This window comes from Anaeromyxobacter sp. SG64, from assembly GCF_022690745.1.
Classification (GTDB): domain Bacteria; phylum Myxococcota; class Myxococcia; order Myxococcales; family Anaeromyxobacteraceae; genus Anaeromyxobacter; species Anaeromyxobacter soli.
The window spans coordinates 1-14282 of record NZ_JALCZB010000001.1 but is presented as its reverse complement, the minus strand read 5'-3'; the positions used below and the strand labels follow the sequence as shown (position 1 = coordinate 14282).

Annotated in this window: 11 protein-coding genes; 6 read left to right on the top strand and 5 right to left on the bottom strand. The window is 73.9% G+C overall.

Annotated features, from left to right (window positions below; all coding sequences use genetic code 11):
• Window positions 1-79: 79 nt before the first annotated feature.
• Entirely contained in the window at window positions 80-1294 is a 1215-nt protein-coding gene (locus MNZ29_RS00055) for a pectin acetylesterase-family hydrolase (protein WP_242352046.1), read from the bottom strand.
• A 93-nt stretch (window positions 1295-1387) separates the two neighbouring features.
• Between MNZ29_RS00055 and MNZ29_RS00050 the strand changes: the two genes are divergently transcribed.
• Together MNZ29_RS00050 and MNZ29_RS24750 are read left to right on the top strand one after the other, a co-directional pair.
• Complete coding sequence (locus MNZ29_RS00050; RefSeq protein WP_242352045.1) at window positions 1388-4135, top strand: DEAD/DEAH box helicase; 2748 nt, start codon at window positions 1388-1390, stop codon at window positions 4133-4135.
• Window positions 4136-4216: 81 nt separating this feature from the next.
• Window positions 4217-5029 carry an SWIM zinc finger family protein gene (locus MNZ29_RS24750; protein ID WP_242352044.1) on the top strand — a complete coding sequence of 271 codons (813 nt, stop codon included), beginning with the start codon at window positions 4217-4219 and terminating at the stop codon, window positions 5027-5029.
• A 19-nt stretch (window positions 5030-5048) separates the two neighbouring features.
• On the opposite strand, the gene MNZ29_RS00040 is transcribed toward MNZ29_RS24750, so the two are convergent.
• On the bottom strand, window positions 5049-5765 hold the full coding sequence (locus MNZ29_RS00040) for a succinate dehydrogenase (RefSeq protein WP_242352043.1): 717 nt from the start codon (window positions 5763-5765) through the stop codon (window positions 5049-5051).
• A gap of 258 nt (window positions 5766-6023) precedes the next feature.
• Here MNZ29_RS00040 and MNZ29_RS00035 point away from each other — a divergent pair, with 258 nt between their 5' ends.
• Window positions 6024-6974, top strand: coding sequence for an NAD(P)-dependent oxidoreductase (locus MNZ29_RS00035; protein WP_242352042.1), 951 nt, complete (start codon window positions 6024-6026; stop codon window positions 6972-6974).
• Here MNZ29_RS00035 and MNZ29_RS00030 read toward each other — a convergent pair.
• Window positions 6928-7890 carry a sigma-70 family RNA polymerase sigma factor gene (locus MNZ29_RS00030; RefSeq protein WP_242352041.1) on the bottom strand — a complete coding sequence of 321 codons (963 nt, stop codon included), beginning with the start codon at window positions 7888-7890 and terminating at the stop codon, window positions 6928-6930. The genes MNZ29_RS00035 and MNZ29_RS00030 overlap by 47 nt on opposite strands.
• A gap of 266 nt (window positions 7891-8156) precedes the next feature.
• Here MNZ29_RS00030 and MNZ29_RS00025 point away from each other — a divergent pair, with 266 nt between their 5' ends.
• Complete coding sequence (locus tag MNZ29_RS00025) at window positions 8157-10496, top strand: malate synthase (RefSeq protein WP_242352040.1); 2340 nt, start codon at window positions 8157-8159, stop codon at window positions 10494-10496.
• Window positions 10497-10635: 139 nt separating this feature from the next.
• On the top strand, window positions 10636-11052 hold the full coding sequence (locus tag MNZ29_RS00020) for a hypothetical protein (RefSeq protein ID WP_242352039.1): 417 nt from the start codon (window positions 10636-10638) through the stop codon (window positions 11050-11052).
• Window positions 11053-11121: 69 nt separating this feature from the next.
• Here MNZ29_RS00020 and ettA read toward each other — a convergent pair whose 3' ends face one another.
• The gene (ettA, locus tag MNZ29_RS00015) at window positions 11122-12786 is read right to left on the bottom strand and encodes an energy-dependent translational throttle protein EttA (RefSeq protein WP_242333184.1); all 1665 of its coding nucleotides are present in this window, start codon (window positions 12784-12786) and stop codon (window positions 11122-11124) included.
• A 105-nt stretch (window positions 12787-12891) separates the two neighbouring features.
• Window positions 12892-13746, bottom strand: coding sequence for an NmrA/HSCARG family protein (locus MNZ29_RS00010; RefSeq protein ID WP_242352038.1), 855 nt, complete (start codon window positions 13744-13746; stop codon window positions 12892-12894).
• 221 nt (window positions 13747-13967) lie between these two features.
• Here MNZ29_RS00010 and MNZ29_RS00005 point away from each other — a divergent pair, with 221 nt between their 5' ends.
• Window positions 13968-14168: a hypothetical protein gene (locus MNZ29_RS00005; RefSeq protein WP_242333179.1), complete on the top strand. Its 201-nt coding sequence runs from the start codon at window positions 13968-13970 to the stop codon at window positions 14166-14168.
• The last annotated feature ends 114 nt before the right edge of the window (window positions 14169-14282 follow it).

The window sequence follows — 14282 nt, the reverse complement described above, 5'->3', positions numbered from 1 at the left end:
TCCAGGCGAGCTTGAGCACGCGGCCCCGGACCGGCACGCCGTCGGCTGCGCAGCACGGCGTCGCGCCCCCCTTTGAGCCCTAGTCCGTCTCGCTCTCCCAGGCCGCCGAGTCCGCGAGCATGAGCTCGAGCCAGGCCTCGAGCCCCGGGGCCGGCGTCGTGACGACGGTCGGATCCTCGAGCGTGGGGTGCGCGTCTCCCGTGGTGAAGAAGTACTTCGCGTTCGAGGTCGCCGGATCCATGACGCTCGTGCCGAGCAGGCGGAGCTCCGCCTCGAAGCGGTCCGCGGGCATCGGCGTGAACGCCGGGCTCGGCAGGAGCGTGAACGTCCCGAAGAAGCCCCGGATGGTGAGGTCCTGGAGGTGCGAGAGGAGCGCGATGCGGTCCCCCGGGTAGCGCTCGGCGAGCTCGCGCAGGCCCTGCGACAGGTCCGTCCGGCACCCCGGGCAGAAGCCGTCGAGCGACGCGCCCATGCCCCAGCGCGCGTACCAGGTGTCGCGCGTGCTCGCGGGGATCGCGTCGCCGGCGAGGGGCGGGCCGGAGTCGTCCACGAGATAACCCTTGGCGTGCGGCCAGTAGCGTCGAGCGGCGGAGTAGCTCGACAGCGAGCCGAAGCCGCCCGCCGAGGAGCCGGACACGACGAGCTTCGCGGGGCTCGGGAACGTGGCCCCGAGCCGCTTCAGGAACGCGAGCACGTTCGCGTGCCCGACGTGGTGCCACGTGACCGAGGGCCGGCCTTGGATGGGTGAGGCGTACGTCGCGACCGCGTCGCCGCTGTGAACGTCGCCCGTGCAGTACGGCACGAACACGATCGTCGCGTCGCGCAGGGCGGCCGGGAGGTTCTCCCGTCTCACCCACGAGCGCGGGTACTTCGCGTAGATGTCGCGCGCGAACTCGTCCGGCCCGAACGGACCGCTGCTCGCGGTCTTGGGCACGAGCTCCGGCGCACCCCCGCAGGTGAAGAAGTCCCAGCACGCGCCGCCGCCCTGGAGGAACACGACGAGGTCGGTGCTCGCCGGCGAGCCCCAGCTCAGCGCGAGTCCGGTCGTGCTCGTCCCGAACTGGTACTCCCCCGACGGCTGCAGCACCGCGTCGGTGCAGAACGCGTCCTCGAACGGGATCCAGGTCCACCCCGCGGCCCCCGCGATCGCAGCGCCCTCGGTGCGCGAGATCGGCGCGCCCAGCGGCGGCGGCGTGGCGTCGCCGCCCGGAGCCGGGTCGTTTCCGCCTCCGCAGGCAGCCGCGGTGAGGAGCGCGACGGCGAGGAGGCGGCGCACGGCGTCCGGGATCCGCATGCGCTGCATCGTACCTCCGCGCTCGGGAGCGAGCAGCGCTCGCGTGCGCGGCGAAGGCGCGAGCGGCCCCCGAGCGCGCTATCTTCCGCGGCCGTGGAGCCCTTCACCATCGCGCTGACCCCGTCAGGTCATCTCGTCCTGCGCCCGGGCGAGCCGGTGGACGCCCTGGGCGAGGCCGTCGCCCGCCGCATCCGGGCCGCGCTCGAGCGGGGCCACGGCCCCGGCCTCCTCCACCTCGGCGCCCGCGAGGCGCGCACCGCGCTGCCGCCGGCGCTCGCGTTCTGGCGCGACTTCGCGCGCGCGTTCGTCGCCGCGCTCTGCGCCGTCCCGGACCTCGAGGAGCGGCGGGAGGACGCCGATCCGGAGCCGAGCCCGGGCGAGCTCGAGCAGCTCGCCGCGTCCGCGCCCCCGCTGCTGGGGGGCGAGTACCTCTCCCCCGCCGTGCTGCGCTCGCTCTGGGCGGACACGCTCGCCGCCTGGCGCGAGGAGATCGCCCGCGCGGCGGGGACGGTGCAGGCCTGGCTCGCGGAGCGTGACCCGGCCTGGAGCGTCGTCGGCCGCGTGCACCTGCACCTCGCCGAGAACCGCCAGGACCCCGAGCGTCCCTTCGCGTTCCTCGCGACGTACACGACCGGCCTCGCCCCGAGCGGCAGGCCCCGTCACCGCCGCCTCGGCGACGCCGTCCGCGAGGCGTCCTCCGCCGCCGACCGGCGCCGTCTCCTCGCGCTGCTCCAGCCCGTCCACCGCGCGTCCGAGCGGAGCCCGCTCGTGAAGGCCCTCGCCGACTCCGGCGCGCTCTTCCAGCCCCTCGCCTGGACCCCCGCCGAGGCGCACCTCTTCCTGCGCGAGGTGCCCGCCCTGGAGGAGAGCGGCGTCCTCGTGCGCGTCCCTGCGTGGTGGAGCGGACGGCACGCGCCGCGGCCTCGCGTGACGATGCGCGTCGGCGAGACGAAGCCCGCCGCGCTGGGGCTCGACGCCCTCCTCGACTTCGACGTCCGCCTGACGCTCGGAGAGGCCGAGCTCACGGAGGCGGAGCTGCGCGCGCTGCGGGCCGCCGGCAGCGGGCTCGTCCTGTTCAAGGGGCGCTGGGTCGAGATCGATCGCGAGCAGCTCGACCTGGTCCTCCAGCGCTTCCAGGACGCGCAGCGGACCGCGGCCGAGGGCGTCTCCTTCGTGGAGGCGATGCGCCTCGTGGCCGGCGCCGAGCTCGGCGCGGAGGTGGTCCTCCTCGACCCGAACCGGCAGTGGACGGGGGTCCGCGCGGGCACGTGGCTCGAGGAGACGCTCGCGTCGCTCCGGGGCGCCCGCGGCACCGAGGAGGCCGACCCCGGCGCCGCGCTCCACGCCACGCTCCGCCCCTACCAGCGCGAGGGCGTCCGCTGGCTCTGGACGCTCGCGCGGCTCGGCCTCGGCGGTTGCCTCGCCGACGACATGGGGCTCGGCAAGACCGTCCAGATCCTGGCGCTGCTCCTGCTCCTGAAGCGGCGCCGCCTCCTCGAAGGGCCCCACCTCCTCGTCGTGCCCGCGTCGCTGCTCGCGAACTGGAAGGCGGAGGCCGAGCGGTTCGCCCCGTCGCTCCGGGTGCTCGTCGCGCATCCCTCCGCCACGCCGCGCGAGACGCTCGCCGCCCTCGACGCCGACGCCCTCGCCGCGCACGACCTCGTGGTCGTGACGTACGGCGCGGTCGCCCGTCTGCCGTGGGCGACGCAGGCCGACTTCGGCCTCGCGGTGCTCGACGAGGCGCAGGCGGTGAAGAACCCGGCGGCGCGGCAGTCGCGCGCCGTGAAGGCGATCCGCGCGCGCGTCCGCTTCGCCCTGACCGGCACGCCCGTCGAGAACCGCCCGGGCGACCTGTGGTCCATCTTCGACTTCGTGAACCCGGGGCTCCTCGGCTCGGCGAAGGAGTTCGCGACGTTCCTGAAGCGCACCGCGTCGGCCGCCGCCGCGCCCCCGCCCCCGCCTCCGGCGCCGGCCCTGGACGGCGCCGCGCAGCCCTCGCCGTACGCCGCGGTCAGGGCCCTCGTCCGCCCGTACCTCCTGCGCCGCCTCAAGACGGACCGCGCGGTCATCGCCGACCTGCCCGCCAAGACGGAGGTGAAGGCCTTCTGCGCCCTCTCGCGGGCGCAGGCCGCGCTCTACGCCGAGTCGGTCGAGGCGCTCGCGCGCGAGCTCGCGGCCGTGTCCTCCGGCGACAGGGCGCGCCGGCGCGGCGTCGTCCTCGCGTACCTCCTCAGGCTGAAGCAGATCTGCAATCACCCCTCGCAGTGGCTCGGGGACGGCGAGTACGCCCCCGGAGCGAGCGGGAAGTTCGCGCGGCTCGCCGAGATCGCGGAGACCGTCGCTTCTCGCCAGGAGAAGGCGCTCGTCTTCACGCAGTTCCGCGAGATGACCGCTCCGCTCGCGCGCTTCCTCGCGAGCGCCTTCGGGCGCCCCGGGCTCGTGCTGCACGGGCAGACGCCCGTGAAGGACCGCGCGGCGCTCGTGCGGCGGTTCCAGGAGGACGAGACCGTCTCGTTCTTCGTCCTCTCGCTCAAGGCCGGCGGCACGGGCCTGAACCTCACGGCGGCCTCGCACGTCGTCCACTTCGACAGGTGGTGGAACCCCGCCGTCGAGACCCAGGCGACCGACCGCGCGTTCCGCATCGGCCAGAGGAAGGCCGTGCTCGTGCACAAGCTCGTCTGCCGGGGCACGATCGAGGAGCGCATCGACGCGATGCTCGAGGACAAGCGGAGGCTCTCGCAGGAGCTCCTCGAGGGGACGGACGAGATCCGCCTGACGGAGCTCGACGACCGGGAGCTCCTCCGCCTCGTGTCGCTCGATCTGCGCAGCGCGGAGTTCTGATCGTGAGGGGAGCCGCCCCGGGCTGCGCCCCCCGCCCCGGCGGACTCGCCTCGCGCGCCGGTCGCCGCTTAAGATCGCACGGTGGCGTTCGAGGACGGCGATCGGTTCCCCGAGTACGTGACGGCGGCCGAGCGCCGGCTGCGCGCCGAGCTCGCGCGCAAGCGCCTCGTGCGCAAGGGCATCGTGCCGCAGCCCGTCGCCATCGAGGGGCGCGACCTCGCCACCACGTTCTGGGGCAGGGCCTGGTGCGACCAGCTCGAGTCTCTCGCCGATCTCGCGACGCGCCTGCCGCGCGGCCGCGCCTACGCGCGGAACGGCTCGGTCGTGCACCTCGCGATCTCGCGCGGGCTCGTCAGCGCGTTCGTGAGCGGCACCGAGCTCTACGAGGCCGAGGTGCGGATCCGCCCGCTGTCGCCGGCGCGCTGGCGCGCCGTGAGGCGGGCCTGCGCGGGCCGCATCGCCACGGTCGTGGAGCTCCTCTCCGGGCGGCTCTCCTCCGCCGTGATGGAGGTGCTGTGCGACCGCGAGCGCGGGCTGTTCCCGACGAGCGCAGAGCTCGACCTGCGCTGCTCGTGTCCCGACGAGGCCCGGCTCTGCAAGCACCTCGCGGCCGTGCTCTACGGCGTCGGCGCGCGCCTCGACCAGGCCCCGGAGCTGCTCTTCACGCTGCGCGGCGTGGAGATGGCCGAGCTCGTCGAGGAAGCCGGCGCCGCCGGGACGGTCGCGTCCGAGGCGCCGCCCGGCGCCGCGCTCGTCGCGGACGATCGGCTGGCGGAGATCTTCGGCATCGAGCTCGAGCTCTCCCGGCCCGCGCGCCCCCGCGGGCGAGGCGCGAGGCCCGCGGCGCCGGCCCCGCGGCGCCGGCGTGCGAGGGGCTCGCGGCGAGGCCGGTGAGGCGGGCACGGCGGGAGCGTCACCCTCCCCCCGCCCGCCACAGGGCCCAGACTGCGGTCCACCCCATCGCGAGGAGCACGACGAAGGCCGCCCCCGACGTGAGGCTCAGGCGCGACATCGTCCCGCGCCCGAAGCGGAGTCCCCACCCGACCCCGACCGCCTGCAGGCCGTTCGCGAGGTGGTACGCCGTCCCGAGCACCCCGAGCACGTACACGACGAGTGTCGGCAGGTGGAACCGCATCTGGTGAGCCAGATGCTCGAACGGCTCGGGTCCGCCCTGGAGGAGGCGCGGCCGGATGAGCGCGAGCCACAGGTGAGCTCCCAGGAACAGGAGGAGGCCCAGGGCGGAGAGGCGGTGCAGGCCGTGCCGCAGGCTCGCGAACCGGCCCATGTGGCGCGGCACGCGCGTCCGCGGGAGGCGCGCGAGGCCCCAGCCCGAGTGGAGCAGGAGCGGCACGAGCACGACCGCGAGCGTCACCGCCTGCGTTGCCGGGCTCGAGTGCTCGGTGACCGCGCGCTCCCACGCCGCCCCCCCGCGCAGCGCGGCGAGGTTGTCCCACAGGTGGTTCACGGTCCAGACGCCCACCGGCAGGAGCCCGAGGAGCGACGCGAGCTTCGAGCCCAGGAACGGGGCCGCCACGGCGCCGGCGCGAGCCGGACGCGCGGCGGCAGCGGACCGCTGCCCGTGCCGCTCGCCGGCTCCGGCCGGCCGCTCCGCCTCGATCGTGCTCGCCATTCCGTGTCCACGCGCGAGCGGCCCCGGAGGTTACGGCCGCCCGCGGCTCTCGCGCGGCCCCGCCCGCGTCACCTTCCTCCGTGTACGCGCCCGCGGCCCTCGCGGCGCGCTCGCCGGAGGTCGAGCACGCGGACGCGTCGGTCCCGCGACCCGGGCTCTCTTCCCGCACGGCCTCGAGGCCGGTCGGATCGGGGGCTCGGCCGGGGCCCCGCGTAACCTTCGCGCCTCCTCGCTCGTGAGGTGGCGCAAGGAGGCAGGATGAGGATCTTCATCACGGGTTCCACGGGAGTCATCGGCCGGCGGGTGGTCCCCGCGCTGCTCGCGGCCGGCCACGAGGTCACCGCGGTGGCGCGCGCGCCGGAGGCGCGCGAGCGGCTCGTCCGCGCCGGGGCCAACGCCATCGCGCTCGATCTGCTCGACCCAGCCGCCGTCCGGCGCGCCGTCGCGGGCCACGAGATCGTCGTGAACCTCGCGACGCACATCCCGTCGCCGGGGCGGATGCTCCTGCCCTTCGCGTGGCGCGAGAACGACCGCCTCCGCCGCGAGGCCTCCGCGAACCTCTGCGAGGCGGCGCTCGCCGGCGGGGCGTCTCGCTTCGTCCAGGAGTCCTTCGCGCTCGTCTACGAGGACGCCGGGGACGCGTGGGTGGCCGAACGCTCCCGCATCCGGCCGGTCCGCTACAACCGCTCGGTCCTGGACGCCGAGCGCGCCGCGGCCCGCTTCGCGAGCCATGGGGGAGCGGGCGTGGTGCTCCGCTTCGCCGCGTTCTACGGCCCGGACGCCTCCCACCTGCGGCCGCTCCTGGCCGCGGCGCGGCGGGGCTTCGCCGCCCTGCCGGGCGCCGGCGACGCCTTCATCTCGTCGATCTCCCACGACGACGCGGCGTCGGCGGTCGTGGCGGCGCTGAGGGTCCCCCTCGGCGTCTACGACGTCGCCGACGACGAGCCCGTCCGCCGCCGCGAGTACTTCGACCTGCTCGCGGCCGCCCTGGGCGTCCCGCCGCCGCGCCTGCTTCCGCCCTGGGTGAAGCTCGTCTCCGGCTCGCTCGGCGAGCTCCTGGCGCGCTCGCTCAGGATCTCCAACTGGAAGCTGCGCGAGGCCGCGGGGTGGGCGCCCCGGTATCCGAGCGTGCGCGAGGGCTGGGCGGCGACGATCGGCGCGCTCAGCGAGCAGCCGGCTGCGCCGGCGGAGCTGGAGGCAGCGCCGTGAGCTTGCGCGGCGCGGCGATGGCGTGGATGCGCGCGATGCGGCCCTCGGCGTCGAGATCGACGCGCAGCACGATGCGGGGCGCGACCCGCGGCCCGCCCGCCGGCAGGTCCACGACGAGCGCGGGGAGGCCGTTGAGCCGGACCCAGGTCGCTCTCCGCTCGCCGCCGCCTCGCGGCGTGACCCCGACGAAGAACCGCGCGACGTTGCGCGCGCCCTCGAGCACCCGCGGCGCCGCCAGGTACTCGCCGCCACCGTCCGAGACCGCGCGCGCGTCCGAGGCGAGGAGCGCCTCGGCGCGGGCCACGTCGCCCGCAAGGATCGCCCCGACGAACGCCTCCAGCGCCGCCCGCGTGCGCGCCTCCAGCGCCGGAGACGCGGGCAGGCGCGCCGCGTCGTAGCCCTCCATCGCGCGCCGCGCGCGGAGGTGCGCGACCTTCACCGCCCCCTCCGTGGTGGAGAGCACCGCCGCCGCCTCGCGCACCGAGTGGCCGAGCACGTCGCGGAGGAGGAGCACCGCGCGCTGCAGCGGCGTCAGCCGCTCGAGCGCGACGAGGAACGCGTAGGAGGCCGACTCCGCGGCGTCGTAGCGCGCGTCCGGCGTCGGCTCCAGGTCCGGCGTGTCCGTCGGGACCGGGGCGGGCAGCCACTGGCCCGTGTACCCGCGGACGCGGCGGCGGCGCAGGTGATCGATCGCGAGCCGGACGGCGACCCGCGCGAGCCAGGGCCGCAGCGGCTCGCCCGACCGATCGGGGCGCGCCGTGAGCGCGCGCGTGAACGTCTCCTGGACGAGGTCGTCCGCGTCCGCCGCGACCCCGGTCATGCGGTAGCAGATGCCCCACACCGCACGCCGGTGCCCGTCGAGCGCCTGTCCGAGCGCGCGGTTCTTCGGTTCGAGAGCTGGGGCCTTCGCAGCCATGGTGGTCATGGGGGGCGATCACGCCCGACGGTGGCAGAAGGTAACGAGGCCATCGCCGCGCGCAGCGCGCAATGGGGCGGCGGGCGGGCGGAGTCCAGCTCGTTGGGAGCCCCGGCGCCTCCGGCCGGTGAGCCCGGAAGGGTCTCGCCGGACTCCGCCGCGGCCTGGCGCGAGGGACCCAACCTTCCTGGTCCATGCCCATGGCGCGCGTGTGTGCCACTACACCTGATCGCGCAGGCGCGCCTGCGGAGAGAGGACCAGAGCCCATGATCCGTCCGGACATCCTCCAGCAGTTCCCGCAGCTCTTCGGGACCCAGCGCGTGAACGGCCGCGAGATCGACGTCGAGCAGACGATCGCGACGCTGACCCGCGAGCTGCGCCCCGCGATCGCCGCCGCGCTCACCGCGCGCCGGACCCTCCTGCAGGACCCGGCGCCGGCCCGCACGAAGTACGCGTGGCCGCGCTGGGACGAGACGTTCGAGGATCCGGTGAGCGGCAAGGCCTGGACGTACCGCGAGATCGTCCAGGGCCTCGTGGACAACTTCCTCGGCCGCGAGAGCGAGCGGCGCTGGCGCCTCAACGACGAGGTGCCCATCCCCGACCACGTCCACCCGACGAAGAACCCGGGGCTCGAGCTCACCGGGCCGTGGCACCCGCTCGACATGGCGTTCAACGCGCTCAACTCGCCGGCGCCGATGAACATGCCGGACTTCGAGGACGCGTCGCCGCCGCACTTCCAGCCCGACGGCACCCCCACGAACCAGCCGGTGGGCATCTTCGCCGCGATGGCGAACGCGAAGGAGATCCACGAGGGCCGCTGGACCGGCCGCCCGTACGAGGTGGTGAAGAAGGGCAAGAAGCGCGCGTACCAGATCACGAAGCCGCCGGCGCAGTGGCCGACGCGGCTCGCCCGGCCGCCGAGCCTGCACCTGCGCTACGACCACGTCCTCGTGGACGGCGAGCCGGCGCCCGGGCTCGTGGTCATCACGACGCTGTGGGCCGTGAACAACTACGACGCCCTCACCCGCGCCGGCAGCGGCGTCTACTACTACATCCCGAAGCTCCAGACGCCGCGCGAGGCGCTCATCGTCGAGCGGCTGCTCTCGCGCCTGGAGGGGCTCATCGGCGTCCCCGCGGGCACCCTCAAGGTGAAGATGCTGTACGAGGAAGGGAACGCGGGCCGCTACCTCCCCGGCATCGCGTGGGTGCTGCGCCGCCGGCTGCTCGGCATGAACGTCGGCCGCTGGGACTACCTCGGCAGCATGATCGAGCTCTGGAAGGACGATCCCGCCGGGATCTTCCCGGACCCGCAGAGCATCGGGATGGCGACGCCGATCATGATCGCCTACCAGCGCTACGCCGCGCTCATGATGCTCATGGCCGGGATGAAGGGCGGCGCGCTCACGAACGCGGCGCCCATCGGCGGGATGGCCGCCGTCATGATCTACCAGGGCGGCGATCCGTACGGGCGCTCCCGCTACAACCCGGTGGCGCTGCGCGCCATCACGATCGACAAGCTCCGCGAGCGCATCCTGGGCCTCATGTTCATGCCTGAGGCGCCGCTCGCGGCGGACGCGCAGCCGACGCTCGCCGACATCCTCGCCGGCAAGGTGAAGGGCACGCTCCACGACGCCTTCCGGCAGAGCTGGGTGGCGAGCCCGGAGGCGGAGTACGTCGCCGCGGGCAACGGCCCGCTCCGCGCCGAGCTGTCCGGCCTCCAGGCGCTCGTCGAGGCGAAGCTCGAGACCATCGACGTGAAGGGGAAGGCGGTGCCGACGGTGGCGAGCGGCCTCGACGCGGCCGAGCGGCAGCTCTTCCAGTCGCGCGGGCTCCTCGACGCGCAGGGCAGGATCACGCCGTCGATCGTCCGCAAGGAGCAGCTCGACGCGCCGGAGAAGATCTTCTCGGCCGAGCGCTGGGAGGCGATCTACGCGCCGCCCAGGGGCGACGTGACGATCGAGCACGTGCAGCACTCGTTCTACATGGCCGCGAACTACGGCTTCCAGATCCTGAACGGCAACTTCGCCGCGGCCATCGACGACTACGAGCTCCGGCAGCGGTTCATGAACGACCTCGCCACGTACCGGATCTACGTGTCGTGGCTGTGGACGCTGGTCCAGCACCAGGCGCCGATCACGAAGGACGGCCACCTGCAGCGGCAGACCCTCACCGAGGACGGCGTCGTCATCGGCGCGAACGCGGAGCCGATCAAGGCCGGGACGCGCTTCACCCGCGACCTGTTCCAGAAGGTCTGGGACTACCACTTCGAGTGGACGCGGGAGTTCTTCGCGGAGCAGGACCGTCGGGGCGACCCGCCGCGCTTCGACCGCTCCAAGGCCGACGTGATCATGGAGCTCCTGAAGCGCCAGCTCCTCTCGCCCCGCTACGTCCAGCACAGCGCGCGCGTGCTGTTCGTGGTCGGGCAGGCGAACGCGCGGGAGCGCGGGCAGATCCTGGACGCGATCTTCGACCTCGAGCGCCCGGAGATCGTCGAGGGCGTCCGCACGGGCGCGCTCGCTCCGGCCGCGCTCTCGTCGCACGACTACGTGCACGACGTCTTCGGAGGGGACTCCGCGTCGCAGCCGGTCGGTCCGGCGCGGAGCTGAGCGGCCGCGCGGGGCGCCCCGCGGGACGCGACGTCACGGGGCGCGGGTGGCGCCGGCGAGGTGCGCTCTCCGCGCACCTCCGCTCCCTTGATGCCCGTCAATCGAGCCGCTAGCGTGGGACCTCCACTGGAGGTCACTCATGCGCCTGCGCCTGCCGTCCGTCGCCCTCGCCACGATCCTCGCGGTCTCGCTCGCGGCCTGCGGCGGGTCGGACTCCGGCTCGGCGCCGGTCCAGCCTCAGTACCAGCCGCAGATCACGAACGTCGCCGACAGCTTCGGCTTCCAGCTCACGGGCGTGGCGAACGGCGACGGGACGCTCTCGTACACGTGGCACAACACCGGCACGATTGCCTCCGTCGACCGCTCGAGCGCCATCAGCGCCGGCAGCGTGACGCTCACGCTGCGTGACGCCGCCGGCGCGCAGGTCTACCAGGGCGCGCTCGACGGCGCGACCGGCTCGGTGTCGACCGTGGCCGGCGCCGCGGGCGACTGGACCATCGTCGTGGACTTCACGCACACCACCGGGACGATCAACTTCCGGGCGCAGAAGCAGTAGCGGCTCGCCCCGGCCGCCGGCCCGGCGCTGCGCGGCCGCCCGCGCGGTGAGGCGCGCCGCGCCGCGCGCCTACCGGCTGATCGGCTTGTACCGGATGCGCCGCGGCTTCGCCCCCTCCTCGCCGAGCCGCCGCCGCTTGTCGGCCTCGTACTCCTGGTAGTTGCCGGTGAAGAACGTCCACCTCGACTCGCCCTCGGCGGCGAGGATGTGCGTCGCGATCCGGTCCAGGAACCAGCGGTCGTGGGAGATGACCATGACGCTGCCCGCGTACTCGAGCAGGGCGTCCTCGAGCGCGCGCAGGGTCTCGACGTCGAGGTCGTTCGACGGCTCGTCGAGGAGCAGCACGTTGCCGCCGGTCATGAGCGTCTTCGCGAGGTGGAGCCGGCCGCGCTCCCCGCCGGAGAGCGCGCCGACGATCTTCTGCTGGTCGGCGCCCTTGAAGTTGAAGCGCCCGATGTAGGCGCGGCTCGGCATCTCGAAGCGGCCGACCTGGATGACGTCGCGCCCGCCGGAGAGCTCGTCGAAGACGGTCTTGTCGCTTGCGAGGTTCTCGCGGCTCTGGTCGACGAACGCGAGCTTCACGGACTGGCCGAGGGCGACCTCGCCCGCGTCGGGCTTCTCGGCGCCGGTGATCATCTTGAACAGCGTGGACTTGCCCGCGCCGTTCGGTCCGATGATCCCGACGATCGCGCCCGGCGGGACGATGAACGACAGGTCGTCCATGAGCAGCCGGTCGCCGAAGCCCTTCGTGACGCCCTTGAACTCGATGACCTTGTCGCCGAGCCGCTCGGCCACCGGGATGAAGATCTCCTGCGTCTCGTTGCGCTTCTGGTACTCGACGCTGGAGAGCTCCTCGAAGCGGGCGAGGCGCGCCTTGCTCTTCGCCTGCCGCGCCTTCGGGTTCTGCCGCACCCACTCGAGCTCGAGCTTCATCGCCTTGATGCGCGCGCTCTCCTGCTTGGCCTCGACCTCGAGCCGCTGCTCCTTCTGGTCGAGCCAGGAGGAGTAGTTGCCCTTCCACGGGATGCCGCGGCCGCGGTCGAGCTCGAGGATCCACTCGGCGGCGTTGTCGAGGAAGTAGCGGTCGTGCGTGACCGCCACGACCGTCCCCGGGAAGCGGGTGAGGAACTGCTCGAGCCACTCGACCGACTCCGCGTCGAGGTGGTTCGTCGGCTCGTCGAGGAGCAGCATGTCCGGCTTCGAGAGCAGGAGCTTGCAGAGCGCCACGCGCCGCTTCTCGCCGCCGGAGAGGTGCTTGATGGTCGCGTCCCAGGGCGGCAGGCGCAGCGCGTCGGCGGCGATCTCGAGCGCGTTGCCGGTGTCGGCGCCCGCGCTCTCGATGATCGCCTCGAGCCGCGCCTGCTCCTCGGCGAGCTTCTCCATGTCGGCGTCGGGCTCGCTGTAGGCGGCGTAGACCGCCTCGAGCCTCTTCTGCGCCTCCGCCACCTCGCCCTGGGCGGACTCGACCTCCTCGCGCACGCTCCGGTCGCCGTCGAGCCTCGGCTCCTGGGGCAGGTAGCCGATCTTGATGCCGTTCTGGCGCTGCAGCTCGCCGTCGAACTCCTCGTCCACGCCGGCCATGATCCGCAGCACGGTGGACTTGCCGGCGCCGTTGAGGCCGAGGAGGCCGATCTTGGCGCCGTGGAAGAAGGAGAGGGAGATGTCCTTGATGATCTGCCGCTTGGGCGGGACGACCTTGCTCACGCGGAGCATCGACATCACGTACTGGGCCATGGCGCTCGGGGGTGAAGGTGGAGTGGAAGGCGCGAGAGCCTAATCGAAAACCCGCCCCGTTGCCCGGGCGCGATGGCCCCACGCTCCGGGGAGCGGCCTCTCGCCTCAGCGGCGGCGCTGCCGGCTTGCCCACTCCCGCAGCGTCAGGGGCCGGATGCCCCAGCGCGCCTCGAGGGCCGGGATGTCGGCCGAGTAGCCGACCCGCTCGAACCACTCCAGCATGAGCGCGAAGTCCTCGCTGTTCGCCCGCACGGCCTCCATCGGGATCTGCCGGTAGGCGACCTTCCGCCCGACGAACCCGCTCACCGCCTCCGCCGCCTCCGGCAGGGTCACGGCGTCGCCCGCGAGGTCCGTCTCGGAGCCGCTCCACTTCTCCGCCTCGGCGAACGCCTGCGCCGCGAACCGCCCGATGTCGTCGGAGGCGATCATCTGCAGCTTCGTCGCCGGGCTGAGCGCGCTCACGAGCGCGTCTCCCTGCAGGAACCCGGGCGAGACGAGGTTATCCATGAAGAAGACCGGCCGCAGGATCACGTGCGACGGGAACCTGAGCGACCGCACGGACTCCTCCACCCGCGCCTTGCTGTCGAAGTGCGGGATCCGGGTCGCGAGGTGCGCCGAGCCCACCGAGCTGTAGACGAAGTGCTGCACGCCCTGGCGCCGCGCCAGCTCCGCGAGGCGCTTCCCCTGCTGCTCCTCCCGCTCGACGCCCGCCTCCCAGGTGTTCTGCACCGCGAACACGCCCCACGCGCCTGTGAGCGCGCGCGAGAGCGACGCGGCGTCGTCGAGGTCGCCCCGGACCACCTCCGCCCCGAGCGCCGCGACCGCCTTCGCAGCGTCCCCCTCCGGCTTGCGCGTCATCGCCCGGAGCGCGAAGCCGCCGCGCTCCGCGAGGTGACGGAGCGTGGCGCCGCCCTGCCTGCCGGTGGCGCCCGTGACGAGCACGATCCTCTCCTCGGCCATGCGCTGTCCCTCCTCGACGAGCCTCGGCGGCGAGGCCCACTCCATTTCCTGTCGAGGCCGGCGCCGCCACGCACCGCGCGGGACCCACCGGGCGCTCGCCCGGACGGCGGCATGCCCGTGCAGGCGATCCCATCCTTCCCCCCGCGACGCCCACCTTGTTCGAGCGTCGCCTGCCCGCACGGCGCAATTGAGCAGTGACCAGGAAACGAAGAGGAGCTCCCATGGCGAACCCAGCAGAGCCGCAGCAAACGCCGTCCGCCTCGTCGCAACCCCGGGCCGCGCGCCTCGCGGCGCTCCGAGACGAGCTCGATCACCGCATCGACGAGATCGTCGACGCGGGCGCCGACCGCCAGCCGACGCTGAAGAAGGAGTTCGACGCCGCCTGGAACGAGCTGAAGAGCGAGGCCGACAAGCTGCACTGAACGTCGAACGGGGGCTGCACCCCCGCCCCGCCGAGCAAAGCTCGTCGGGGGCCCACCCCTGCTCGCCGGGTCCCGTGCGACGCCGCGAGCGGCTTCGCCGCTTCCGCGGCGTCG